Source organism: Nocardiopsis sp. FR4, from assembly GCF_009830945.1.
Taxonomy (GTDB): Bacteria; Actinomycetota; Actinomycetes; order Streptosporangiales; family Streptosporangiaceae; genus Nocardiopsis.
In genome coordinates this window covers 47,185-71,045 of the sequence record NZ_VWVV01000024.1, presented here as the reverse complement: position 1 = coordinate 71,045, position 23,861 = coordinate 47,185, and the positions used below count along the sequence as shown (strand labels likewise).

The 23,861-nt window shown below is 73.8% G+C and carries 20 protein-coding genes and 1 pseudogene; 9 read left to right on the top strand and 12 right to left on the bottom strand.

Annotation, left to right across the window (positions count from 1 at the left end; translation table 11 throughout):
* Window positions 1-39 precede the first annotated feature (39 nt).
* Window positions 40-750, bottom strand: a complete 711-nt coding sequence (locus FYW95_RS20005) for an alpha/beta hydrolase (RefSeq protein WP_370462977.1) — start codon at window positions 748-750, stop codon at window positions 40-42.
* A 536-nt stretch (window positions 751-1,286) separates the two neighbouring features.
* Here FYW95_RS20005 and FYW95_RS27810 point away from each other — a divergent pair.
* Both FYW95_RS27810 and FYW95_RS20000 read left to right on the top strand, forming a co-directional pair.
* Complete coding sequence (locus tag FYW95_RS27810; RefSeq protein ID WP_201294952.1) at window positions 1,287-1,451, top strand: hypothetical protein; 165 nt, start codon at window positions 1,287-1,289, stop codon at window positions 1,449-1,451.
* Between the two features lie 92 nt (window positions 1,452-1,543).
* Window positions 1,544-2,005 carry a PPOX class F420-dependent oxidoreductase gene (locus FYW95_RS20000; RefSeq protein WP_159942364.1) on the top strand — a complete coding sequence of 154 codons (462 nt, stop codon included), beginning with the start codon at window positions 1,544-1,546 and terminating at the stop codon, window positions 2,003-2,005.
* Between the two features lie 2 nt (window positions 2,006-2,007).
* Here FYW95_RS20000 and FYW95_RS19995 read toward each other — a convergent pair whose 3' ends face one another.
* From FYW95_RS19995 to FYW95_RS19960, 8 genes and pseudogenes are all read right to left on the bottom strand, one after another.
* A complete protein-coding gene (locus tag FYW95_RS19995; protein ID WP_159942365.1) occupies window positions 2,008-2,340 on the bottom strand; it encodes a hypothetical protein in 333 nt (110 codons plus the stop codon).
* 14 nt (window positions 2,341-2,354) lie between these two features.
* Window positions 2,355-2,759 carry a four-helix bundle copper-binding protein gene (locus tag FYW95_RS19990; protein ID WP_159942366.1) on the bottom strand — a complete coding sequence of 135 codons (405 nt, stop codon included), beginning with the start codon at window positions 2,757-2,759 and terminating at the stop codon, window positions 2,355-2,357.
* 23 nt (window positions 2,760-2,782) lie between these two features.
* Window positions 2,783-4,099, bottom strand: coding sequence for a cytochrome P450 (locus tag FYW95_RS28735; protein WP_159942367.1), 1,317 nt, complete (start codon window positions 4,097-4,099; stop codon window positions 2,783-2,785).
* A 54-nt stretch (window positions 4,100-4,153) separates the two neighbouring features.
* A complete protein-coding gene (locus FYW95_RS19980; RefSeq protein ID WP_159942368.1) occupies window positions 4,154-6,178 on the bottom strand; it encodes a CocE/NonD family hydrolase in 2,025 nt (674 codons plus the stop codon).
* Between the two features lie 16 nt (window positions 6,179-6,194).
* Window positions 6,195-7,493, bottom strand: coding sequence for an ATP-grasp domain-containing protein (locus tag FYW95_RS19975; RefSeq protein ID WP_159942369.1), 1,299 nt, complete (start codon window positions 7,491-7,493; stop codon window positions 6,195-6,197).
* A 195-nt stretch (window positions 7,494-7,688) separates the two neighbouring features.
* Window positions 7,689-8,684 (bottom strand): L-glyceraldehyde 3-phosphate reductase, encoded by a 996-nt coding sequence (gene mgrA / locus FYW95_RS19970; RefSeq protein ID WP_159942370.1) that lies wholly within the window; start codon window positions 8,682-8,684, stop codon window positions 7,689-7,691.
* Between the two features lie 61 nt (window positions 8,685-8,745).
* Window positions 8,746-10,197, bottom strand: a complete 1,452-nt coding sequence (locus tag FYW95_RS19965; RefSeq protein ID WP_201294955.1) for a pyridoxal phosphate-dependent decarboxylase family protein — start codon at window positions 10,195-10,197, stop codon at window positions 8,746-8,748.
* Between the two features lie 192 nt (window positions 10,198-10,389).
* Window positions 10,390-11,559: pseudogene (locus tag FYW95_RS19960) on the bottom strand (MFS transporter); the annotation flags it as partial.
* Window positions 11,560-11,939: 380 nt separating this feature from the next.
* On the opposite strand from FYW95_RS19960, the gene FYW95_RS19955 reads away from it, so the two are divergent.
* The 6 genes from FYW95_RS19955 (at window position 11,940) to FYW95_RS19935 (ending at window position 17,014) form a co-directional block, all read left to right on the top strand.
* Window positions 11,940-12,296, top strand: coding sequence for a DUF8129 domain-containing protein (locus FYW95_RS19955; RefSeq protein ID WP_159942371.1), 357 nt, complete (start codon window positions 11,940-11,942; stop codon window positions 12,294-12,296).
* A gap of 136 nt (window positions 12,297-12,432) precedes the next feature.
* Window positions 12,433-12,831 carry a DUF2267 domain-containing protein gene (locus FYW95_RS19950; RefSeq protein WP_159942372.1) on the top strand — a complete coding sequence of 133 codons (399 nt, stop codon included), beginning with the start codon at window positions 12,433-12,435 and terminating at the stop codon, window positions 12,829-12,831.
* A gap of 206 nt (window positions 12,832-13,037) precedes the next feature.
* Window positions 13,038-14,192 carry an SDR family NAD(P)-dependent oxidoreductase gene (locus FYW95_RS19945; RefSeq protein WP_159942373.1) on the top strand — a complete coding sequence of 385 codons (1,155 nt, stop codon included), beginning with the start codon at window positions 13,038-13,040 and terminating at the stop codon, window positions 14,190-14,192.
* A gap of 84 nt (window positions 14,193-14,276) precedes the next feature.
* Entirely contained in the window at window positions 14,277-15,242 is a 966-nt protein-coding gene (locus FYW95_RS19940) for a TIGR03557 family F420-dependent LLM class oxidoreductase (protein WP_159942374.1), read from the top strand.
* A gap of 68 nt (window positions 15,243-15,310) precedes the next feature.
* Window positions 15,311-15,481 (top strand): hypothetical protein, encoded by a 171-nt coding sequence (locus FYW95_RS27805; RefSeq protein ID WP_201294951.1) that lies wholly within the window; start codon window positions 15,311-15,313, stop codon window positions 15,479-15,481.
* 309 nt (window positions 15,482-15,790) lie between these two features.
* Window positions 15,791-17,014 (top strand): cellulase family glycosylhydrolase, encoded by a 1,224-nt coding sequence (locus tag FYW95_RS19935; protein ID WP_370462380.1) that lies wholly within the window; start codon window positions 15,791-15,793, stop codon window positions 17,012-17,014.
* A 64-nt stretch (window positions 17,015-17,078) separates the two neighbouring features.
* Here FYW95_RS19935 and FYW95_RS19930 read toward each other — a convergent pair whose 3' ends face one another.
* From FYW95_RS19930 to xylB, 3 genes are all read right to left on the bottom strand, one after another.
* Window positions 17,079-19,571, bottom strand: coding sequence for an ATP-dependent Clp protease ATP-binding subunit (locus FYW95_RS19930; protein WP_159942376.1), 2,493 nt, complete (start codon window positions 19,569-19,571; stop codon window positions 17,079-17,081).
* A 257-nt stretch (window positions 19,572-19,828) separates the two neighbouring features.
* Window positions 19,829-20,800, bottom strand: a complete 972-nt coding sequence (locus tag FYW95_RS19925; RefSeq protein ID WP_159942377.1) for an aldo/keto reductase — start codon at window positions 20,798-20,800, stop codon at window positions 19,829-19,831.
* Between the two features lie 236 nt (window positions 20,801-21,036).
* Window positions 21,037-22,422 carry a xylulokinase gene (xylB, locus tag FYW95_RS19920; RefSeq protein WP_159942378.1) on the bottom strand — a complete coding sequence of 462 codons (1,386 nt, stop codon included), beginning with the start codon at window positions 22,420-22,422 and terminating at the stop codon, window positions 21,037-21,039.
* A 316-nt stretch (window positions 22,423-22,738) separates the two neighbouring features.
* Between xylB and FYW95_RS19915 the strand changes: the two genes are divergently transcribed.
* Complete coding sequence (locus FYW95_RS19915) at window positions 22,739-23,617, top strand: MetQ/NlpA family ABC transporter substrate-binding protein (RefSeq protein ID WP_159942379.1); 879 nt, start codon at window positions 22,739-22,741, stop codon at window positions 23,615-23,617.
* Window positions 23,618-23,861 lie beyond the last annotated feature (244 nt).

The window sequence follows — 23,861 nt, the reverse complement described above, 5'->3', positions numbered from 1 at the left end:
GCGCGCGGCCGGGAGCGTTCCCGGCCACGCGCGCACCGGTCAGATCCCGTCCAGTGCGCGGTGCGGGGTGTCGGCGAAGGCGGCCGGGCGGGAGCCGAACCCCAGGTGGTCGCCGGGGAAGACCGCCGGTTCGGTGCCGAGCCGCCGCACCAGGGCGAGGCCGATGTCGTGGATGGCCGAACCCCTCGACTCCCCGCCCAGGCCCACCGCCAGCGGCACGCGCAATGCGTCCGCGTCGGGCCGGTACGCGGTCACCGGCAGCAACCCGTGGGCGAAGGAGTACGCGAGGTTCCCGTTCACGCGCTCCCTGGTCTCCTCGTCCCCGGGCCACGTGCTGTCCTCCAGGCCGTTCAGCACCAGGAACTCGCCCATCGCCGCCTCCGCGCCCTCCTCCGTGAAGGTCTCGTAGACCTCGCGCCCCCGCGCCATGGCCTCCGAGGGGTCTTCGAGCATCAGTACACAGGGCGGCTCGTGCGCGACGACCGCGTGTACCGATGCCAGGTCGAGCGCGACCTGGGCGCCCGCGCTGTTACCGAACACCCGGACCGGCCCGCCCGCCACCTCTGCGATCAGACGCGCCGCGTCGTCGCTGTGCACGTCCACCCGCTGCTCCTCCGGTTCGCCGTCCAGAGGACTGCGCGAGTTGCCCCGGGGGTCGTAGGTGACGGTCGTGTACCGGTCGGCCAGGTGCTCGGTGAGCCCGGCGAAGACCCCCGCGTCCTGCGGGCCGCCGGGGATCAGCACCAGCACGGGCCCGAGCCCCGGACCTCGTAGTGGATTCTGGCACCCGGCACCTTCAGCGTGTGCGTCTCGGTCGAGTTGTGCGGCATGGACGTCTCCTACGCGGCTCCGCGGACCCGGCCTCTCCGTATCCGCTGCCCGGATTCCACCCCGGAAAGTCTCAATCGCGCAGAAAGTATGTATGGACAAGGCCGCCTCCCGAACCGCCCGACCTTGGCGTGCTGACGGTGGCGAAGCAGTCCGCGCCTTCCTGGAAGCCTGGCTTTCGGTGACGACAGTAGAGCTTGTGGGGTTTTTGGGTTTTATGTCGCCAGTGTCCGTCTTTCTGGAAGTTGGAAAAGCGGCTGCTTGCCGCTGGTAAGTTCGCAGGTCGTTCACGTGCTCCCCGCGCACGCGGGGATGGCCCCCGGCCCCCCGATGACGGCCAACGGTATCCACCGGTGCTCCTTGCGGATGCAGGGCTACTCCTGGTGCTGGTGAGGCGTGTGACCGCTGGTGGTGCCGGGTAGGGGCGGCCACAGGCATCCAACAGGGAGGAGGCGAATATGAGCGTTCCGGAGGAGTCCAGGCCCAAGACCACGGACACCGACCAGGTGGTGAAGGGCGACCACAGCGACGACGCCCGGAAGCCGGACACCCGGGAGGAGCTGGAGGCCGAGCTGCAGGACGCCATGGAGGAGCAGAACCTCAGCCGGGAGGACTTCGAGTAGGTCCTCCGGAGCGCCGGGGCCGTCACGGCCCCGGCGCTCGGCGTGTGGACGGCAGTAGGCTGACCCCCGGCACCCACACGGAAAGCGAGACCATGAGCCCCTCGATCGCCACCAACACCCGTGTCGGCCTGGACGGCCTGCTGGAGTTCGTCCGCCCCCGCCACCGCGCCCTGCTCATCACCCGCAGGTCGGACGGCGAACCCCAGGCCTCGCCCGTCACCTGCGGGGTGGACGCCCGGGGCCGCATCGTGGTCTCCACCTACCCCGAGCGCGCCAAGACCCGCAACGCCCGGCGCGACCCCCGGGTCAGCGTGGTGGTCCTGTCCGAGGACTTCGACGGCCCCTGGGTCCAGGTCGACGGGGAGGCGGAGGTCATCGACGGCGAGGACGCCGTCGAGCCCCTCGTCGAGTACTTCCGCGTCATCTCCGGCGAGCACCCCGACTGGGACGAGTACCGCCAGGCCATGCGCCGCCAGGGCAAGGCGCTGGTCCGCGTCACCCCCAGGCGGTGGGGCCCGGTGGCCACCGGCGGCTTCCCCGCCGACCGCGTCTGAGGTCAGCGCCCGGCCTCCGGCGGCCCCCAGCCGTCCTCGGGCGTGCCGCCCGGCGGGTCTCCGCCCTCCGGGGGCGGCCTGTGGTCCTCCCCGGTCGGAGGTTCGCCCGTGGTGCCCTCGCCCGGCCGGGCGGTCCCCAGCCCGGGCATCTTGTCGTACCCGGTCGGGTACCGCCTGCCCTCGGGCCGCTCCTTCCAGTAGTCCGGCGAGCGCACCGCCTCCTGCTTGCGGATCGTATCCCTGCGGATGATCCACAGCACCAGGAAGATCAACGCGATCGGGACGGCGATGGCCACCAGGATCCCGAACAGCCAGCCGAGCGTCGGCCACTCCATCGACTACCTCCGCTTCACAGGGCCGCGAGCAGCTCGCGGCACGCGCTCTCGCACCGGCGGCACGCCTCGGCGCACACCCAGCAGTGCTCGTGGGTCGGGGCGTGGCGCTCGCACTCCTCGCCGCACATGCGGCACGCCTCCGCGCAGGCCTTGACCAGTGCGCGGACGAGGGCGTCCTCGCCCTCGGTCCGGCGGCAGAGCACCCGCTGGGTGGTCTCGCACAGGTCGGCGCAGTCCAGGTCCGCGCGCACGCACCGCAGCAGGTCCGCCGCGTCCCGCTCGCTCATGCAGGCGTCCGCGCACAGGGCACACGCCTGCGCACACGCCCCACAGGCCTCGATACAGGCCCGCAGCTTCTCCTCGACCCCGGCGTCCCGGCGGTCGGGATGGGTGGTCAGCATCTGTTCGACAACGCTCATCTCTCCTCCTCGCGGTACCGGGTTCACAGTGAGAACCGCAGTGCGAAGTGGTTCAGCGACCGGGGCAGCCCCGACGCGGGCAGCGGGCCGCCGGCGTCCGCCCGGGCCGGGCGCCTGCCGCGCACCAGCGAGCGCAGGAACAGCGACACCGCCAGCGGCACCAGGTCGACCGCCGGGCACTCGGCCGGGCCGCCGCTGAAGGGCACCAGCGCCGGCTCGCGCGCGGCACGCCCGTCGAGCCAGATCCCCGGTTCGAACGCGTCGGCGTAGGGCAGGCGCGTGGAGTCCCGATGGAAGTAGGAACTCACGACCAGGAACGCGGTCCCCGCCTCGAAGGACCGCTCCCGCCAGAAGGTCTCACGTGTGCCCTCCCGGATGATCATGAGCGTGGTCGGCCACAGCCGCACCGACTCGCGCACCGTCGCCCGCAGCAGGGGCAGGTCGAGTCCCTCGCGGTCCTCGATCTCCTCGCGTACCTCGTGCCCTCCGGGGCTGAGCGAGGTCAGCAGCGCCAGGGCGCGGAACGCGGCGATGGCCGCCGCGTCGAAAGCGAACAGCCAGTGCGCCACCTGCTCCTCGGGACGCACGTCCGCGTCCTCGGCGGCGTCCTCGGCCAGCCGCGCGGCGAGGCTGCCCGGCTCGGCCCGTTCCACGTTGGCGCGGACCCGGTCCAGGAACTCGGTCCGGGTCGCGCGGCGGGCGGGGGCGAGGTAGGCCCAGTTCGCCCGCGCCCGCAGCGCCCGCAGCAGTTCGGTGGTCCGGTAGTCCCGCGCGGCGAAGGCGCCGAAGACCGCCCGGCGGGCCATCGCGTTGAAGGACCGGGAGAACCGCCGCCAGTCCAGGTCGCCCTCCAGCGCCAGGGCCAGGGCGAGCGCCTCCTCGTCGGCCTGGGCCGCCAGGGTGTCCCCGTCCGGGTGGATCGCCTGGCCCGGTACCAGGGCGGCCTCGTTGGCCCAGCGCCGCCGCGGCCGGTCCGCGTGCTCGGAGACCAGCACCCCGTGCGGCTGGAAGTGCGACAGCGCGCCGCTCTTCTCCCGGCCGCCGGGGGAGAAGGGCTCCGGGGTCTCCCGCAGCAGCCGCTCCACGTCCTCCGGGGCCAGCACCACGGCCGCCCGCCGCCCCGCGAGGCTGATCGGGAACGGGTCGTCGCCGTGGCGTTCGCGCAGGCCGTGCAGGACCCCGGCGGCCGCACGATCGGTGTCCAGCCCCGCGGCCAGGCCGGTGGCCAGCGGGCGGCGCAGGATCACGCCCCGCGCCACGTTGGGCAACAGGACCGAGGCCAGGACACGCGCCGTCTCCGACGCGTGTCCCGCCCGGCGGCCCTCCGTCTGTGTGGGCATCGGAACCGCTTCCTCCCAGGTCGGTTCACTACCGTCTCGGACCGTCGGCCCCGCTCACAGGTGGTCGCGGGGCAGACTCTCGCTCCACTGCCGGGAGAAGACCCGCTCGTCCCCCTCGTAGGCGTCCAGCGTCGCGTACACCTTGAACTCGGTCTCGGTGCACTCCAGCGACGTGTGGGTCTCGGTCCGGGTGCTCCATCCGTCCCGGGCGAAGCGCATCGTCCAGGTCGACTGGCCGCGCGTGGACGTGAAGTCCCCGGCCACCGACTCGTAGAGCTCGTAGGCGCGCCGCCCCACGTCCAGGTCGATGTCGTCGAAGTGCAGGATCCCGCCGTCCTTGACGATCTCCAGCGACGAGTGGGTGTCCACCAGGTCACGGTGGACGCTCCAGCGGTGTTCCGGCTTCTCGCGGCGCGTGGTGGAGATCTCCGGCGCCGCCTCTGGCTCCCCGAACGGCCGCGGATCCCGCTCCTCCGCCTCGGGGACCGGCCGCACCGGCAGCCAGAGGGTGCTGTTCTGGGGGTGGACGGTCAGCAGTACCGGCTTGGGCGGGGGCCAGGCCAGCGGCCAGTAGGAGGTGGACAGCGACAGCCGGATCCTGTGGCCCGCGGGAAAGGCCTGGGCGACGCCGTTGAGGGTGATCTTCACCCGGTAGATCTCGCCGGGCTCCACCTCGGTGGGGTGCTCGTGCGACTCCCGGTGGGTGAGGTTGAGCAGCCCGTAGGTCACGCGGGTGGCGCTGCCGTCGGGCGCGACGTCGCACAGGCGGGCCGCGATCTGGGCCACCGGCTCGGTGACGGAGACCTCCAGCTCCATCTCGACGGCGCCCAGGATCTCCACGTCCTCGGCCAGCACGTCGCTGTCGAAGACCAGGGAACCGCCGTCCTCCTCGCGCTGGTCGTAGGGCAGGTCGGGCGGGGCGTTGTAGGAGGCCCACTTGCCGGCGAACTGGCCCACGGTCAGCGGCGACTGCAGCGTCAGCGACTCGGCCTCGACCTCCTCGCCGGGGGAGCCGATCCGGTACTTGGCCAGCGGGTACCCCCGGTACTTCACGGTCGGCGCGGGCCACTCGTCCTCGCGGATCCAGCGGCCGGGGCGCTCGTGGTAGGCGGTGGAGGGCGGGACGCTGTCCTGCATCCACGCCCACAGCGCGGGCCCCTCGTCCACGCCGTTGTCCTCGCCCTTGAGCCAGTGGTCCAGCCAGCGCACCACCTCCTGGAGGTAGCCGATGGCCGGGCCGGGGTAGCCCATGTGCGGGTAGCGGTGCGACCAGGGGCCGATCAGCCCCCGGGCGGGCGCCTGGATGTTCTGCAGCAGCCGGAAGACCGCGTTGGAGTAGCCGTCGGCCCACCCGCTGGAGGCCAGCACCGGGCAGCGCACGTCCGAGTAGTCCTCGTTCACCGAGGCGTGCCGCCAGTAGTCGTCGCGCCGCTGGTGGCGCAGCCACTCCAGCACCCACGGCTCGGTCTCCTCCAGCCGCTCGCGCCACATGTTGCGCCACTCGTCGCCGACCACCACCGGGTCGGGCGGGCAGGTGGCGGCCGCGAACATCGTCCCCGCCTCGGCGAGGTTGTCCGAGAGCAGGCAGCCGCCCATGTAGTGGAAGTCGTCGCCGTAGCGGTCGTCGGTGAAGGAGCTGATGACGATCGCGCCGAGGCTGGGGGGCTGGCGCGCCGCCACCTGTAGCGCGGCGAACCCGCCCCAGGACAGGCCCATCATGCTGGTGCTGCCGTCGCACCAGGGCTGTTCGGCCAGCCAGGCCAGGACCTCCTCGGCGTCCCGCTGTTCGCGTTCGAGGTACTCGTCGGTAAGCACGCCCTCGGAGTCACCGGTGCCGCGCAGGTCCACGCGGACGCAGGCGTATCCGTGCCCGGCTATGTAGGGGTGGTGCATGGAGTCGCGCACGGACGTCAGGTCGCGCCTGCGGTAGGGGATGTACTCCAGCACGGCGGGCACCGGGGTGACGTCGGAGGAGGTGGGCCGCCATATCCTGGCGGCCAGGCGCACCCCGTCCGACATCGGGATCCACACGTGTTCCTCGGACTGCACGGCGTGCGGCAGGTTGGTGGCCACGTGCATGCCGCGGGGCCTCCCCTCAGTAGTTGGTGAGCTTGCCGACCGAGTCGTCCTCCTCGAACTCGAACCGGAGTTCCTCCACGCAGCGCTCGTACTTGGCGCGCATCTCGGTCTCGTCCTCGGCCCCGATGGTGATCTTGGCGAGCTCGTAGCTGTAGCTGTCCTGGGCCTTCAGCTCCGACAGGCGCTGGCCCTCCTCGGGGACGATCTCGATGGTCACGCCGCCCAGCGACTCCTCCAGCGCGGCCACCTCCTCGGGGGTGGGCACGCGGGTGGTGAGGCCGTCGTCGAACCGGCGGTAGTACCACTCGGCCGCCACGTTGAACTCGCCCCGGGCGTCGTCGGGCAGGCGCGGGTCCTGGCCGAAGGCCAGCCGGAGCATGCGCTCGTGGTTGGCGATCCCGTCCACCAGTTCGAAGATCTCCGCGTGGGACTGGGAGTGGCGGGTGTTGACCTCCAGGACGTTGAGGCCCTCCTCCACCGGGTCGTAGAAGAACTCCACGCTGAAGGTCGCGTTGTCCATGCCGACCTTCTCGATGACGCGGGTGGCGACGTCGGCCATCCGCCGCTGCACCTCCTCGGGCAGCGCCGAGGGGTACTGGTGGCGCAGGAACACGGGGCTGCCGGGGTAGTCGACCGAGTCCAGCGCGCCGTAGACCACGACCTCGCCCCGGTACACGTAGCCCTCGACCGCGGCCTGCACACCGTGCAGCGCGCCCTCGGCCAGCGCGGTGTAGGGGCTGAGGGAGGAGATCTCCTCGGGCAGGTCGACCCGGTCCAGGATCTGCTGGAAGGGGCGGCCGATCCGTCCCACGCCCTCGCGGAGCAGGCGCACGGCCTCCTCGAACGCCTCGTCGTCCTCGACGCGGTAGGCGAGCTCGGAGGACATCGACTTCACCGGCTTGAGCCACATGGGGTAGCCGGGGCTCTTGGGGGGGCGGGGGTCGTCTTCCAAGTCGATGAGGGAGAAGGCGGGGTGCTCCTCGATGACCTCGCTCTGGAGCAGCCGGCTCCAGTACTTGTGCTCGCACTTGACGAACGACTCCAGGGAGGCCGAGGGCAGGCCGCGGCTGGAGCACAGGATGGGGACGAAGAGGGTCACCGGGAAGTCCCAGTAGCCGACGATCGCGTCGACGCTGCCCTCGAAGTCGTCCAGGATCCGGTTGGCCTTGTCCAGCAGGGCGTTGATGTCGACCTCACCCAGCTGGAGCTCGTCCAGGGTCAGGAGTTGGTGGAACTCGCAGTGGCGCCCGGTCGGAGTCCTGCGCAGGATCTGCAGGTTGTGCTCGTCCAGGCCGACCACGAACACGTTCTTCACGCTGTCTGCACCGCCTTTCCGTAATAGGACTGTGATGTCCTGGTGCGTACAGGTGCGACTACCCGTGATCGCCGGGCCAAACCGGTCGTGTTTCGTCTCACAGGGCCGATGCGCTGGTCAGAGCGGTGATTGGTGGCTGGATGGCGGCGTCCGCGCAGGTGGCGGCCCCCGGGAGCGGGGCCGCCGTCCCGCCGGTCAGTCCGCGCGGGCGTACTCGTCGATCTCGGCGAGTTCCGCGGCGTCGAAGTCCAGGTCGCCGACCGCCGCCACGCTGTCCTCCAGCTGCGCGACGCTGCTCGCGCCGATCACCGCCGAGGTCACCCGCCCGCCGCGCAGCACCCAGGCCAGCGCCATCTGGGCCAGCGACTGTCCGCGCCGCCGCGCGATGCCGTCCAGGGCGCGCACCCGCTCCAGCGCCCGCTCGGTGATGCCCTCCGCGGTCAGGAACGGACTGCTGCCCGCCGCCCGGGACCCCTCCGGGACCCCGTTGAGGTAGCGGTCGGTCAGCAGGCCCTGCGCCAGCGGCGAGTAGGCGATGGAACCGGCGCCCACCTCGTCCAGGACGTCGAGCAGGCCGTCCTCCACCCACCGGTTGAACATGGAGTAGGAGGGCTGGTGGATGAGCATCGGCGTGCCCAGGCCGCGCAGGATCTCGGCGGCCCGCCGGGTCTGCTCGGGGGAGTAGTTGGACACGCCCGCGTACAGCGCCTTGCCCTGGCGCACAGCCGTGTCCAGCGCGCCCATGGACTCCTCCAGCGGGGTGTCCGGGTCGGGGCGGTGGTGGTAGAAGACGTCCACGTACTCCAGCCCCATCCGCTCCAGGCTCCGGTCCAGGCTGGAGAGCAGGTACTTGCGCGAGCCCCACTCGCCGTAGGGACCGGGCCACATCAGGTACCCGGCCTTGGTGGAGACCACGATCTCGTCGCGGTAGGGGCGCAGGTGGCGGGCCATCACACGGCCGAAGTTCTCCTCGGCCGACCCGGGCGGCGGGCCGTAGTTGTTGGCCAGGTCGAAGTGGGTCACCCCCAGGTCGAACGCGCGCAGCAGGATCGCGCCCTGGTCCTCGATGCCGCGGTCGTGGCCGAAGTTGTGCCACAGGCCCAGGGACAGCGCGGGCAGGCGCAGCCCGCTGCGGCCGCACCGCCGGTAGGGCATCGTGTCGTACCGTGTCGGGGCGGCGACGTAGGTCATGTGTCCTTCTCTCCTCGGGTGGCTGTGCGCGGTGCCCGCGGGTTCGAGCGCTGCCGCGGGGTCAACCGGCGTGCGGAGAGTACAGCGCGGACAGGAAGCGCACCAACAGCGCCTCGCGCTCGGCGGGCGCCAGACCGTCCAGGACCGTGTTGACCACAGCCGTGCCCGAGCCGCCCGGCGCGCCCGGGGCCACCCCCACCGAGGCCAGCAGCGCGGCGAACCCCGCGTCGTCCAGGGCGGACAGGTCCAGCCCGGCGACCGCCTCGGCGAGCCCCTCCGGAACCGGCGGGCGCGCCCCCCGTACCGCCGGGACCGCCTCGGCCAGCACCCGCAGCAGGTCCTCGACCCCGGCCAGCGACACCCCGGTCAGGGTCAGGTGCAGGTTGGCGGGCAGGCCCGCGTAGGACAGCTGCGGCTGCAGGTACCAGCCCGAGGCGGCCACCCGGTCGGCGAGCACGAACACGTCCACCTCGTCGGAGGCCAGCGCCACCAGCGGCGCGTCCGGCTCGCCCAGCACCCGCAGCCCGGGGATCGCGGCCACCCCCGCGCGGAGGCGGTCCGCGGCGGCCATGGCCTCGCGGGCCAGCTCCCGGTAACCCTCGGCGCCCAGGGCGTGCAGGGTGGCCCACGCCCCGGCCAGGGGTCCGGCGCCCTTGCTGCTCTGCACGGTGGAGTTGACCACCGTGTACCCGGGCCAGTCGGCGCTGGCGAAGTAGGCGGCCCGGCGCAGCGCCTCGTCGGCGAACAGCACCACCGAGGCCCCCTTGGGCGCGTACCCGTACTTGTGCAGGTCGCAGGAGAGCGAGGTGACCCCGGGCACCGACAGGTCGAAGGCGGGCACCCGCCCCGGTTCCAGCCAGGGCAGCACCCACCCGCCCACGCAGGCGTCCACGTGGCAGGGCACGCCCCGTTCGGCGGCCAGAGCGGCGATCCCGGCCACGGGGTCGACCACGCCGTGGGGGTAGGACGGGGCCGAGGCCACCACCAGCGCGGTCCGGGGGGACAGAGCCCCCGCGACGGCGTCGGGCAGCGCGCGCAGGCTGTCGGGGTCCACCGGAACGGTCACCGTTTCCAGTCCCAGGTAGTGGCAGGCCTTGCGGAACGCCGGGTGCGCGCTCACCGGCAGCACCACCTCGCCGCGCCCCCGGCCGGCCTTCCCGCCCGGGCCGCCGCCGGAACGCGCGTCGCGGGCGGCCTTGACCGCCAGCATGATCGACTCGGTGCCGCCGCTGGTGAAGATCCCCGGAGTGGTCCCGTCGCCGCCCAGGACGGAGGCGACCGCGCCCACCACCCGCCGCTCCAGGGCGACGGTGCTGGGGAAGGCGGTGGGGTCGAGTCCGTTGACCTCCACCATCTCCATGTAGGCCCGGTGCCCTGCCTCGCGCACCCGGGGGCGGCCGTGGTCGTACACGTAGGCGGCGACCCGTCCCTCGCGCAGGGGCAGGTCGTCCTCCCTCAGGCGGGCGAGCTCGGCGAGCAGGTCCTCGGTGGAGCGTCCGGACTCAGGAAGCACTGTGGTCTCCGGGGTGGTGTGGGGTGCTGGACGCACCGGGGCCGGTCGGCGAGGCGGCGGGTGGGACGGCGAGGGGCCCGGGCCGGGTGCGGAGCCGGCCTCCGGGTCGGGGAGCAGGCGGCGCAGGGCCAGCAGCGGGACCAGGCTCGCCAGGAACAGCGCGGCGGGCAGCACGCAGAAGCCCGCGCCGATGCCGGCCAGTGCGCTCGCGGGCTGCGCGACCGCCTCGGCGGCGGTGGAGGGGCGGAACGCGGTCAGCTCCAGCACGGCCGCGAACAGCCCCGGCCCCAGCGCCATCGCGCCGGTCTCCAGGCCGGTCCACATCCCGGTGAACGTGCCCGCCTGGGCCTGTCCGCTGCGCCCGGCGTCGGCGCGCACGGTCTCGGGCAGCAGCGCCAGCGGCAGCAGCTGCAGCCCGGCGTAACCCGCGCCGACCAGGGCGGTCCCCGCGAGCACGGGCGCGGCCGAGCCGACCAGGACCCCGGGCAGGAGCAGCAGGGCCGCGCCGGTCATGGCGACCGTCGCCGCCAGGTAGCAGCGCACCGTCCCGAACCGGCGGGCCGCCCGCGCCCAGAGGGGCACCGCCAGCAGACTGGGGCCGACCACGCACGCGAACATGGCCGAGGTCAGCCCGTAGGCGCCCAGGAGGTGGGCGGCCACGTAGGGGGCGGCGGCCAGCATGACCGCCACCGCCAGCGCCTGCGGGGCGAACGCGGCGACCAGCCGGAAGAACGCCCGGTTGCCGCGTGCCGCGCGCAGGGCGGCCAGCGGGCCCAGTGTGTCCGGCCCGGGGCGGCTGGAGATCCACCGGGTGCCCAGGGTGGCGGCGGTCATCGCCGTGCCCAGCACCAGCCCGATCACCGCCCCCATCACCAGGTGGCCCGGACGGCCCCCGCCGGCGGCCTCCACGAGCGCCGGGGCCAGACCGCCCGCGGCCAGGACGCCCAGGGTCAGGCACACCACCCGCCAGGACATGGCCCGCGCGCGCTGGTCCCGGCGCGGACTGATCTCCGCGGGCAGGGCGACGTAGGGCACCTGGAACAGGTTGAACGCCGTGGTCGCCAGCACGAACGCGCACCCCGCCCACACCGCCGACCACACGGGGGGCAGCGCGGGCACCGCGAACACGGCGGCGAACAGCACCGGCAGGCAGAGAGCCCCGCAGAGCATGAGCCGCGTCCGGCGGCCGGTGCGCACGGCCTCGGCGTCGCTGACCACCCCGATGACCGGGTCGACGAGCATGTCCCAGACCTTGGGCAGCACCAGGACCAGCCCGGCCAGGCCCGCGGTGACCCCGAGCACGTCGGTCAGGTAGTACAGGAGCAGCAGGCCGGGCAGGGCGGAGAAGACGCCGGTGCCCACCGACCCCACCCCGTAGCCCAGCAGCCGCGCACGCGACAGCGGCGCCGTCACGGCGGGGTCCGGTCGGGAAGGGGGAGGGTGGCCCGGTCAGCGCACGGGGCGGCGGTCCGGGCTGTGCGGGGGAGGGGGAAGGGGAGGGCGCCGTCGCGCTTGACAGCGGCACGCGCGGCGTACGGGGGGCAGGCCACGCGCCGACGTTACTCCCGAGGGGCGCGCCGATCAACGGCCCCGCGTCGCCTCCCCCGCCCGCCCGGCCGGGAACGGCGACCGCGCGGACACCCGTCCCCCGGCGTCCACCTGCCGTTTTCCCGTCCGGAGTGGCGGGTAGCCGTACCCCTACACCCCCAACTCCGTACAGGACAGAACGGGAGCGAACGTCGATGCACCACGAGACCACACCCCCGATCGAGGGATACGAGGGACTCCCGGTCGGGACGCTGCAGCACCGTGTCCGCTCACTCGACGCCGAGCAGATGCGCCAGCTCATCGGTTACGAGGAGAGCCACGCCAACCGCGTCAACGTCCTGGAACTGCTGCGCCACCGGCTGCACGACCTGGAGCAGGGGGCGGAGCCCTCCGAGGGCTCCCAGGACTTCCAACCCGAGCGGCCCGGACCGCCGACCGGCGGCTCCCCGGTGAGCACCGACACCGCGGCCCCCGCCTCCAGCCCGCCGCCGCACGGCGTGCCCAACCAGCCCGCCAAGCCCAAGGGCGACTACCAGCCCGGCGGCCAGTGAGGCGGAGCGCCTCCGCCTCCCGGTCCCGACCGGGCCGTCCATCCGAGCGGTACCCCGCACCCGCGCCGCGGACCGTCCGGTCCGTCCCGCGCGTGCCGCGGGACCGAGCCAGAGTGAGTGGAAGGGGATGAGGACCATGCGGCACGACGCCTTCATCGGGCAGGTGCAGGCCCGTGCCCGCCTGGACAGCCGCGGCGCCGCCGAGGAGGCCACCCGGGCGACGCTGGAGACCCTCGCCGAGCGGGTCGACCCCGGGCTCGGCGACGACCTGGCCGCCCAGCTGCCGCGGGGGATCGGGGAGAACGTGCGCCGGATGACCCGCCAGACCGAGCAGGGGCCGGGCGCCGAGGCCTTCGACGCCCCGGAGTTCCTCAGCCGGGTGGCCCAGCGCGCGCACAGCGACGAGCCCCAGGCCTCGCACAGCACCCGCGCGGTGTTCGAGGTCCTGGACGAGGCCACCACCGGCGAGATCATGGACAGGGTCCGCCAGGCCCTGCCCCGCGACGTACGCGAGCTCGTCGGCAGCGGGGCCTGAGCGACTCCGGGGCCGCGCGCCCGGACGGGAGCCGACCCGGGGGCGGACCCGGTACGCGCCCGGGCGGGCACGCGCCGTTTCCGGCGGGGCCGCCCGGGTAGCCGTACACCCACATCCCCCTGGAACGTTCGACGCACAGGGAGTGACATGGCGGTGGCACCTACCGCGCACCTGACCCGCGGACACGACGGACGGAGCGGCCGGTGATGCGCGGCAAGACATCCCTGGCCCTGGCCGTCGCGGGCTGGGCGGTGTCGCGACTGAGGAACAGGGACGAGCCCGAACCCCCGCCCCGGCGCCGCCGCGGCGGGACGGCGGCCTGGGCCGCGACCGGAGCCCTCGCGGGCGTGGGCGCCGCGGCGCTGGCCGGACGGCCCCGGACCACCCGGCTGCCCGGCCGGGTCGCGCTCATCACCGGCGGCTCGCGCGGACTGGGCCTGCAGATGGCCCGCGAATTCGGCTCGCGCGGCACCTCGGTGGTGATCTGCGCGCGTGACCGGGACGAACTCGACCGGGCGGTGGCGGACCTGGAGGCCCGGGGCGTGCGCGCCCACGGCATCGAGTGCGACATCCGCGACCCGGAGCGGGTCGCGAGCCTGGTGGAGGAGGCCGCCGAGGTCTTCGGCCGCCTGGACTTCGTCGTCAACAACGCCGGGATCATCCAGGTCGGACCGCAGGAGGTGCTCTCCGAGGAGCACTTCCGCGACGCCATGGAGACGATGTTCTGGGCTCCCCTGCGCATCTCGCGGGCCGCGCTCGGCCCGCTGGAGCGCACCCGCGGGTCCCTGGTCACCATCACCTCCATCGGCGGTTACCTGAGCGTGCCGCATCTGCTGCCCTACTCCTGCGCCAAGTTCGCCGAGGTCGCCCTGTCGGAGGGGCTGGGCGGAGAGCTGGCGGAGCGGGGCGTGCGGGTCACCACCGTCGTACCGGGCCTGATGCGCACCGGCTCGCACAAGGCCGCCGTGTTCTCGGGAGACCCCGAGCGGGAGTACACCTGGTTCTCCTTGGGGGCGGGCCTGCCCCTGGTCTCGGTGAACGCCCCGCGCGCGGCCTCCCGGATCGTGGAGGGGGCCGCGCGCGGGCGCAGCCACGTGGTGCTCACCCCGCTCGCCCGGGCGGCCATCGCCGCCCGGGGCCTGAGCCCCTCCCTGGTCCAGAACCTCATGGGCGTCATGGACCGGCTGCTGCCCGACGCGCCCGACGGGGCGGGGGAGCGGCCCGGCAGCCGGGCGGACACGGGCGCGGCCAACCGGGCGGTCAAACTGGTCACCGGGCTCAACGAGCGGGCCAGCCGACGCCTCAACCAGGGGCCGGGCGGCGAGGGGCCGCACGAGGACGGCGGGTCCGGGCAGGGGTGAACGCGCCCCCGGGGCGGTCCGGACCGCCCCGGGGGCGGAGCGTCCGCGGGAGGAAGCAGCGACGGGAAACGGGGGGAGCGGTACGTGACGCGCTTCGGATACTTTCTCGCCAGTGAGGAGCACGGCCCCCAGGAGCTGGTGCGCCAGGCCAGGGCCGCGGAGGCCGCCGGGTTCGAGGCCCTGTGGATCTCCGACCACTACCACCCCTGGCTGGACGCGCAGGGGCAGAGCCCCTTCGTGTGGTCGGTGGTCGGCGCCATCGGCCAGGTGACGTCCCTGCCGGTCACCACGGCCGTGACCTGCCCGACCACGCGCGTGCACCCCGCGGTGGTCGCACAGGCCGCCGCCACCTCCGCGTCGATGGTCCGGGGCGGGTTCATCCTGGGTGTGGGCACCGGAGAGGCCCTCAACGAGCACATCCTCGGCCAGCCCTGGCCGCCCGCCGCCCGCAGGCTGTCGATGCTGGAGGAGGCCCTGGAGGTGATGCGCAAGCTGTGGACGGGCAAGCTCGTCACCCACAGGGGGGAGCACTACGAGGTCGACACCGCGCGCCTGTACACCCTGCCGGAGGAACCGCCCAGGGTCTACATGTCCGCGTTCGGCCCCAAGGCGGTGGGCCTCGCCGCCCGGGAGGCCGACGGCCTCATCCAGGTGGCGCCAAGCCAGGAGACCATCGAGGGCTTCCGCGCCGGGGGCGGTGACGGCAAACCCGTCCAGGGCGGGCTCAAGGTCTGCTGGGCGCCCACCGAGGAGGAGGCCCGGCGGGTGGCCCGCGAGCGGTGGCCCAACGAGGCGCTGACGGGCGAGGCGCCCCAACTGCTGCCCCTGCCGCGCCACTTCGAGCAGCTCACCGAGGAACTGGTCACCGAGGAGATGGTGGCCGGGCAGATCACCTGCGGACCCGACCCCGAGGCGCACGTGGCGGCCTTCCGCCCCTACCTGGAGGCCGGTGTGGACGAGGTCTACGTCTGCCAGGTCGGCGACGACCAGGAGGGTTTCTTCGACTTCTACGCCCGCGAGGTCCTGCCCCGGCTGCGCGCCGAGGCCTGAACCGGCGGTGCGCCGCGCACCGTTCCCGGACACAGCAGGACACCGGAAGAGGAAAGGTGAGGAGAGACATGCACACACGCAGCCGTGACGGCACCCTGCGCCAGCCCGACCCGATGCCGCCGGACCCGTTCCCGCCGACCCCGATGCCCCCGCCGGAGCCGGTACCGGAGCCCGAACCGCCCGGCCCGGGTCCCCTCCCCGAACCGCCCGGACCCGATCCCGAGCCCGAACCCGTCTGAGGACCTCCCCGCCCTCGGGCCCCGGGGCGCACTCGGCCGTGTGCGTCCCGCGGCACCCGCGCGTCCCCGCTCCCACGGTGGCCTGGCTCCCGGAGCGGGCCGCCGACGCGTTCCGTTGGGGGGATTGCCCCTCCGTGGCCGCGAGTCTAGGTTGCCGATCACAGGAAAGAATCCTTCCGGTTCGGCGCGGCCACGCGGGCGGCGCCGCGCCGCCACCCGTCGGAGGACACCGTGGCCCCACCCCCCGTACCCGCACGCGCCGGCCGCGTCCGCGCCGCCCTCGCCCTCGCGTGCGCGCTCCTCGCCGCCCTGGCCCTGGTCGCCCTGGGCCCCGTGCGCGCTCCGGGCGGAGCCTCCCCGGCCGCCGCGGAGGCCCCTGCCCCCGCCTCGTCCGCCGCCACCCCCGTGGAGGCCCACGGCCAGCTGCGCGTGTGCGGCCTGCGGCTGTGCGACGAGAGCGGCCGGGCCGTCCAGCTGACCGGCATGAGCTCGCACGGCCTGCAGTGGTACGGAGACTGCCTCACCGACGGCTCCCTGGACGCGCTCGCCCACGACTGGGGCGCCGACGTGCTGCGCGTGTCCATGTACGTCCAGGAGGGCGGCTACGAGACCGACCCGGGCGGCTTCACCGACCGGGTCCACGAACTCGTCGAGGAGGGCACCGCGCGGGGCATGTACGTCATCGTCGACTGGCACATGCTCACCCCGGGAGACCCCAACCACAACACCGAGCTCGCCCGTGCCTTCTTCAGCGAGGTGGCCGCCGCGCACGCCGACAAGGACAACGTCCTGTACGAGATCGCCAACGAGCCCAACGGCGTGTCCTGGGCGTCGATCAGGAGCTACGCCGAGGAGATCATCCCGGTCGTGCGGGCACGGGACCCCGAGGCCGTCGTCCTGGTCGGCACCCGCGGCTGGTCCTCCCTGGGCCTGTCGGAGGGCTCCGACCACACCGAGATCACCGCCGACCCGGTCGACGCCGACAACATCATGTACGTCTTCCACTTCTACGCGGCCTCGCACGGCGGCTTCCACCGGGAGGGCCTGCGGGCCGCGGCGCGGGAGCTGCCGCTGTTCGTCACCGAGTTCGGCACACAGGAGGCCACCGGCGACGGCCCGAACGACCTCGCCTCCGCGCAGGCCTACCTCGACCTCATGGCCGAGTACCAGATCAGCTGGGTGAACTGGAACTACTCCGACGACTTCCGCTCCGGTGCCGTCTTCGAACCCGGTACCTGCGCCGCGGGCGGCCCCTGGGCCGGCACGGACTCCCTCAAACCGGCGGGGGAGTGGATCCGCGAGCGCGTCCGCGAGGGCGGGGTTCCGCCGACCGGTCCCACCCCCGAGCCCACCGCCGGCCCCTCCGACCCGGCGGAGTGCGACGCACCCGCCTGGTCACCGGACCGGGTCTACACCGGCGGGGACCGGGTCTCCCACGGCGGGCGCCTGTACCGGGCCCAGTGGTGGACCCGCGGCGAGGAGCCCGGCACCACGGGCGAGTGGGGCGTGTGGCGAGACGCGGGGGCCTGCTGAGCGCGGGGCCTCCCCGCGGAGGCGGGCGGACCGACCGGTCCGCCCGCCCGCCCGGGGCACCGGATCAGAACGAGGGGACGGTGGAGATCCGCAGCTCCCCGCTCGCGTCCACGTCCACCAGCACGTGGTCGCCCGGCACGATCTGCTGGTCCAACACCATGCGCGAGAGCCGGTTGCCGACCTCTCGCTGGATCGTGCGCGCCATCGGCCGCGCGCCGTAGGCGGGCTGGTAGCCGCGCTCGGACAGCCACCCCACCGCCTCGTCGGTGAAGCGCACGGTGATGTCGCGCGCCTTGAGCCGCTGTTCGGTGCGCTCCAGCATGAGCCGGGTGATGCGGCCCAGCTCCGCCTCCCCCAGCTGCTTGAAGACGATGACCTCGTCGATGCGGTTGATGAACTCGGGACGGAACTCCTCGCGCAGCCGCCGCATGACCCGCTGTTCGGTGTCGGGGTCCATCTGGCCGTCGGCGGTGAAGCCCATCGGCGCGCCCCCGGTGATGGCCTCCGAGCCCAGGTTGCTGGTCATGATCACCACGGTGTTGCGGAAGTCCACCGTGCGGCCCTGCCCGTCGGTCAGCCGCCCGTCGTCCAGCAGCTGCAGCAGCAGGTTGAACACGTCCGGGTGGGCCTTCTCGATCTCGTCCAGCAGCAGCACCGAGTACGGGTGGCGGCGCACCGCCTCGGTGAGCTGGCCCGCCTCCTCGTAGCCCACGAACCCCGGGGGAGCCCCGGTCAGGCGGCTGGTGGTGTGGCGCTCCTGGAACTCGCTCATGTCGACGCGGACCATGGAGTCCTCGGAGCCGAACATCGCCTCGGCCAGCGCACGCGCCAGCTCCGTCTTGCCCACGCCGGTCGGGCCCAGGAACAGGAAGCTGCCCACCGGCCGGCCCGGGTCGCCCAGGCCCGCCCGTGAGCGGCGGATCGCCTCCGCGACGGCCGTGACCGCCTCGTCCTGGCCGATCACCCGCTGGTGCAGCACCTCCTCCAGGTTCACCAGCCGGTCCCGCTCCTCCTGGGTGAGCTGGGCGACCGGGATGCCGGTGCTGCGCGAGACCACCTCGGCGATGTCCTCGCTGGTCACCTCGGGCACCGCCGAACCGGTGCCGCGCGCCTGGTGCAGGGAGCCCTTGGCGGTGGCGATCTCGTCGCGCAGCGCCGAGGCGCGCTCGTAGTCCTCGTCCTGGACCGCCTTCTCCTTCTCCGCCTCCAGCCTCCGGAGCCTGCCCTCCATCTCGCGCAGCGCGGAGCTGGAGCTCTTCAGCCGCAGGCGCACCCGCGCGCCCGCCTGGTCGAGGAGGTCGATGGCCTTGTCGGGCAGGAACCGGTCGGTGACGTAGCGGTCGGAGAGCTCCGCCGCGGCCACCAGGCTGTCGTCGCTGAAGCGCACCTGGTGGTGGGCCTCGTAGCGGTCGCGCAGCCCGCGCAGGATACCGACGGTGTCCTCCACCGACGGCTCGGGCACCTGGATCGGCTGGAAGCGGCGCTCCAGGGCCGCGTCCTTCTCGATGTTCCTGCGGTACTCGTCCACGGTGGTCGCGCCGATGACGTGCAGCTCCCCGCGGGCGAGTGCGGGCTTGAGCATGTTCCCGGCGTTCATGGACCCCTCGGCGGCACCGGCGCCGACGATGGTGTGGATCTCGTCGATGAAGACCAGCAGCTGCCCGGACTGCTCGCGGATCTCGTCCACGATCTTGTTCAGGCGCTCCTCGAAGTCGCCCCGGTAGCGCGTGCCCGCCACGACCCCGGACAGGTCGAGCTGGACCAGTCGGCGCCCGCGCAGGGTCTCGGGGACGTCGTCGTCCTCGATGCGCTGGGCGATGCCCTCCACGATCGCGGTCTTGCCCACGCCCGGGTCGCCGATGAGGACCGGGTTGTTCTTGCGGCGGCGGGCCAGCACCTCGATGCACTGCTCGACCTCGTCGTCGCGGCCCACCACCGGGTCCAGCCGGCCCTCCCGGGCCAGCGCGGTCATGTCGGTGCCGAACTCGTCCAGGGTCGGGGTGTCGGACGGCCCGGTCTCGGCCTGCCCGGAGCGGGAGGGGGCGCCCACCGCCTTCTGCAGCGACTCCGGGGTGATCCCCGAGCCGTGCAGGAGCTGGCCGACGGGGCTGTCGGTGTTGACCGCCAGGGCGAAGAGGATGTGCTCGGGCGTGATGCTGGAGCTGCCGGTGGCCCGCGCGATCTGCAGGGCGTCGAGCAGGGCCCGCTTGGCGGCGGGGGTCAGCCGGGCCGAGCCGCGCACCGACCGGGGGGCCTGGGCCACCGCCTGGTCGATGACGTCGACGACCTGCTGGGCGCCGGAACCGGTGCGCTCCACCAGTTCCCGCGTGGGCGGGTGGCGCAGCAGCGACCACAGCAGGTGGACCGAGTCGACGTCGGCGCCCCCGGTCTCCAGGGCGCTGCGCACCGAGGCGTCGGCCACCTGCTGCGCCTCGGGGCTCATCAGCTTGGACAGGTCCACGCGCCGGACCGGCCCGCGTGCTCCGAGGAAGCGTGCCAGGAACTCGTCGAACGATCCCGGGTCGCCGCCGCGGTCTTCGGGAAAGTCGTGGGTCATCTCGTCTCGTCCCCCGTGCTTGCGGTAGTGGCATGTTCACTCTAGGCGAACAGCTGTCAATCGGCCGGTAGCCGGTCCCGGTGTGGGGGCCGGAGACGGAAGCGGAGCCGCCCCCACCGGGGCCCGCCCCGGTGCCCGTCCCGCGCGGGGCCGGGTGCCCCGTTCCGGCCAGCTACCCGGGCCCGCGCACGGATAACCGTCGGCGGCGCCTCCCCGAACGGCCCCTGGTGCGGGCCGGGGTCCCGGGGGCGGCGACCTCAGGAACCGGCGGACGGCTCCGGGTCGGAGGCCCTGGTCAGCAGTTCCGTGGGCTCCTTCTCCAGCCGCAGGTGGTGGACCGGGAGCAGGTCGGCGAGCTGCCGGGGGTCGCGGGCGCTGGCGAGCACCGACACCACCGCGGGCCGGTCCGCCAGCCAGGACAGCGCCGCCGCCGCCGGGGAGATTCCACCGCGCCCCGCGACGGTGTCCAGGGCATCCAGGACCCGCTTGCCGCGCGGGTCCTCCAGGTAGGTACGGGCCTTGGCGGCGCGCGGGCTGTCCACCTCGGCGGCGCCGGGACGGTACTTGCCGGTGAGGAAGCCGCGGGCCAGCCCGGAGTGGGGCAGCAGTGCCAGACCGCGCTCCTCGGCCAGGGGCACCAGGCCGGACTCGACGCCGCGCTCCATCAGGTTGTACTGGGGCTGGACGCACACCGGGGCGTGCAGGCCCTCGCGCTCACAGACGTCCAGCCACTCGCGGATGCGCTCGGGTCTGTGGTTGGACAGGCCCACGTAGCGCACCTTGCCGTCGTCCACCAGATCGGAGAAGGCGCGGGCGCTCTCGGCCAGGGGGGTGTCCGGGTCGTCGAAGTGCGCGTAGTACAGGTCGATGGTCTCCACGCCCAGTCTCCGCAGGGAGGCCGCGGCGGCCGCCTTGACGTTGGGCCCGGACAGGCCCGGGAAGTCGGGGTGCCGGCTGACCTTCGTGGCGATCACCAGGCCGGAGGGCCGCCCCCGCGAAGCCAGCCAGCGGCCGATCACCGTCTCGGACTCTCCGCCCCGGTGCCCCTCGACCCAGACGGAGTAGGAGTCCGCGGTGTCGACGAAGTTGCCGCCCGCGGCCGTGTAGGCGTCCAGGACCTGGAACGAGGCGTGCTCGTCCGCGGTCCAGCCGAAGACGTTCCCGCCCAGGCACAGGGGGGACACGTGAAGGGAGGAGCGGCCGATCTGGCGGAGCTGTACGTCGTTCATGCTCACCGTTCTGTGGGGAGGTGGATGCCGCCGCCAGGGTAGGACAGGAACGGTCTCGGCCCCGTCCGGCCAGCCCCCGGGGTGTCACCCGTCCCGGGAGCCGGGCTCCGACGGGTACCCGCAGCCGCTCCCCGACCGACATGCGCCCTCCCCGGCACGGCTCGCGTTCGGGCCCGTCCCGGCTCGCGGCGGAACGGCGTACCGAACCGCCCCGGGCCGGGGAGGGGAACGGCCGTCTACACGCCGTACGCGGAGCGGCGCGCCTCGGCGTAGCGCTCGCGCACGTGCGGCGCGTCCACGGGGCCGGCCTCGGCCTCCGGCGCACCGAGGTCCCAGGCAGGCGGCTCGGCGGTCCCGGCCAGCGCCCACGCCGCCTGGCGGGCGGCGCCGAGCGCCACGTACTCGGCGGGCGGAGGCACGACCACGCGGGCGCCCAGGACGGTCGGGGCCACGGCGCGCACGGCGGCCGAGCGCGCGGCCCCGCCCACGAGCAGGACCCGGTTCACCGGGATCCCCGTGTCGGTCATCGCGGCCAGGCCGTCGGCCAGCCCGCAGAGCATCCCCTCCACCGCGGCGCGCGCGAGGTTCTCCGGGCGCATGTTGGACCGGCGCAGCCCGTGCAGGGATCCCGCGGCGTCCGGCAGCACCGGGGTGCGCTCACCGTCCAGGTAGGGCAGCAGCACGATCCCCCCGGCGCCCGGCTCGGCGGCCAGGGCCAGCGCGTCCAGCCCGGCCAGGTCCACGTCGAGCATCGCCGCGGCGGCGGTGAGCACCCGGGCCGCGTTGAGCGTGCACACCAGCGGCAGGTGGCGCCCGGTGGCGTCGGCGAACCCGCAGATGATCCCGGTGGGGTCCTGGGCGGGCCCCTCGCTGACGGCGAACACGGTGCCGCTGGTGCCCAGCGAGACCACCGCGTCGCCCGGGCCCAGCCCCAGCCCCAGGGCCGCGCCCATGTTGTCACCGGTGCCGGGGGCGACCAGCGCCCCCGAGGGGGTGCGCCCCACGGCCTCGTTCGGGGCGGCCACGCGCGGCACCCGGACCGCGCGCCCGAAGGCCCGCTCCAGCAGGTCGGTCCGGTAGGCGTTCTCGGTCGCCGACCAGTAGCCGGTGCCGGAGGCGTCCCCGCGGTCGGTGGTGGGCTCGGCCCCGCCGCCGGTCAGTCGCCAGGTGAGCCAGTCGTGCGGCAGCATGACCCCGGTCGTGCGGGCGGCGTGCTCCGGCTCCTCGCGCGCCAGCCAGCGCAGCTTGCTGACGGTCAGGCTGGCGTTGGGCACGTTGTCCACGGCCTTGGCCCACTCGGCGGGCCCGCCCAGCTCCTCGATCAGTTCCAGGGCCGAGGGCGCCGAGCGCGTGTCGTTCCACAGCAGGGCCGGGCGCACCACCGCGCCGAGTTCGTCCACGGCCACCATGCCGTGCTGCTGTCCGGCGACGGCGACGGCCGCCACACCGTCGAGCAGGCCGTCGGAGGCCTGCTCCAGGGCGGACCACCAGGCGTCGGGGTGGACCTCGGTCCCGTCGGGGTGCGGGGCGCGCGCCTCGCGCACGACGGTTCCGCTGTCAGCGTCGCAGACCACGACCTTGCAGGACTGGGTCGAGCTGTCGATTCCGGCGACCAGGGGCATCGTTGGGCTCCGTGAGGGCGAAGTGGGGTGGTGACGACCACTCCAACCTAGGGGATGGGCCCCACCAGGGAAAGCGCTGTCACCTCCCCGGACGTCCGCACCGGCCCCTCCGGGCGCCCGGCGGCCCCGGTTCCGGCGGGCCGTGTGGCCGATCCCACCCCGATCAGGGACTCGGGACGGCAATTCCTACCAATCTAGTCGCTTAGGCTCTGACCAGCTCGGCGAAGCCCCACAGGGCTCGCGGACCACGTGGTCGGTACCACCGGCCGCGGTGCCCCCCGTGATCCTCCCTACCACGATCCCGAAGGAGTGCACCATGCGCACGACCTCAGCCGTACTCGGAGCAGCCACCCTCGCCCTGGCGCTCGCCGCCTGCGGCGCGCCCAGCGAGCAGGCCTCCGGGTCCGGGAACTCGGAGGACGTGCTGCGGGTGGGTGTCAGCCCCGTGCCGCACGGCGACATCCTCTCCTTCGTCGACGAGAACCTCGCCGAGGAAGCGGGTCTGGAGCTGGAGATCCGCGAGATCTCCGACTACAACACCCCCAACGCCGCCCTGGTCGAGGGCGAACTGGACGCCAACTACTTCCAGCACCGCTCCTTCCTCAACGAGTGGGTGGCCAACGGCCCCGACGCCGACCTCACCTACGTCACCGACGTGCACATCGAGCGGCTGGGCCTGTACTCCGACAGCGTCGAGAGCGTCGGGGGCCTGCCCGACGGCGCCGAGATCGCGGTTCCCAACGACCCGGCCAACCTCAACCGCGCCCTGCGCATCCTGGAGGCCGAGGGCCTGCTGACCCTCGACCCGGAGGCCGGTGGGACCGCCACCGAGAAGGACATCGAGGACAACCCGCGCGACCTCACCGTCACCCCGCTGGAGGCGGCGCAGCTGCCCCGCTCCATCTCCGACGTGGACGCCGCGGTCGTCAACGGCAACTACGCCATCGAGGCCAACCTGCCCGAGGAGTCCAACGTCCTGGCCTGGGAGCCCGAGGGCGAGGACTACGTCGAGGCCTACGCCAACGGCCTGGTGGCCCTGGCCGAGAACGCCGACGATGAGCGCGTCCAGCTCCTGGCCGAGCTGCTGCACGACGAGCGGGTCCTGGAGTTCGTCCAGGAGTCCTGGCAGGGCGTCGTCCTGGCGGTCGACGCCGACGGAACCATCGTCGAGGGCGCCGGGTCCGCCCAGGAGTGATCCGGCGGCCGTCCCCTCCGGGGGCGGCCCGACCCATCCACCGCCGCGGGGGCGGGGAGCCGAACGGCTCCCCGCCCCCGCGGCGTGTCCGACACACCCGGGGACCAGAGGGTGATCCGTGTCACAGGGCGGGTGTGATCGGGGGTGCGACGTGGGCCCGCGGGGCACCCGGGAGGGGGCGCCGCCCGCCCGGTGCGTGTCCCGCACCGTTCTGAACTGGGCTTTCGCCTCTCTCTCAGTCGCG

Coding starts and splice junctions, on each gene's coding strand:
- FYW95_RS27810 (WP_201294952.1), top strand. CDS start 1,287: ATGAGCGTTCCGGAGGAGTCCAGGCCCAAGACCACGGACACCGACCAG.
- FYW95_RS20000 (WP_159942364.1), top strand. CDS start 1,544: ATGAGCCCCTCGATCGCCACCAACACCCGTGTCGGCCTGGACGGCCTG.
- FYW95_RS19995 (WP_159942365.1), bottom strand. CDS start 2,340: ATGGAGTGGCCGACGCTCGGCTGGCTGTTCGGGATCCTGGTGGCCATC.
- FYW95_RS19990 (WP_159942366.1), bottom strand. CDS start 2,759: ATGAGCGTTGTCGAACAGATGCTGACCACCCATCCCGACCGCCGGGAC.
- FYW95_RS28735 (WP_159942367.1), bottom strand. CDS start 4,099: ATGCCCACACAGACGGAGGGCCGCCGGGCGGGACACGCGTCGGAGACG.
- FYW95_RS19980 (WP_159942368.1), bottom strand. CDS start 6,178: ATGCACGTGGCCACCAACCTGCCGCACGCCGTGCAGTCCGAGGAACAC.
- mgrA (WP_159942370.1), bottom strand. CDS start 8,684: ATGACCTACGTCGCCGCCCCGACACGGTACGACACGATGCCCTACCGG.
- FYW95_RS19955 (WP_159942371.1), top strand. CDS start 11,940: ATGCACCACGAGACCACACCCCCGATCGAGGGATACGAGGGACTCCCG.
- FYW95_RS19950 (WP_159942372.1), top strand. CDS start 12,433: ATGCGGCACGACGCCTTCATCGGGCAGGTGCAGGCCCGTGCCCGCCTG.
- FYW95_RS19945 (WP_159942373.1), top strand. CDS start 13,038: ATGCGCGGCAAGACATCCCTGGCCCTGGCCGTCGCGGGCTGGGCGGTG.
- FYW95_RS27805 (WP_201294951.1), top strand. CDS start 15,311: ATGCACACACGCAGCCGTGACGGCACCCTGCGCCAGCCCGACCCGATG.
- FYW95_RS19930 (WP_159942376.1), bottom strand. CDS start 19,571: ATGACCCACGACTTTCCCGAAGACCGCGGCGGCGACCCGGGATCGTTC.
- FYW95_RS19925 (WP_159942377.1), bottom strand. CDS start 20,800: ATGAACGACGTACAGCTCCGCCAGATCGGCCGCTCCTCCCTTCACGTG.
- xylB (WP_159942378.1), bottom strand. CDS start 22,422: ATGCCCCTGGTCGCCGGAATCGACAGCTCGACCCAGTCCTGCAAGGTC.
- FYW95_RS19915 (WP_159942379.1), top strand. CDS start 22,739: ATGCGCACGACCTCAGCCGTACTCGGAGCAGCCACCCTCGCCCTGGCG.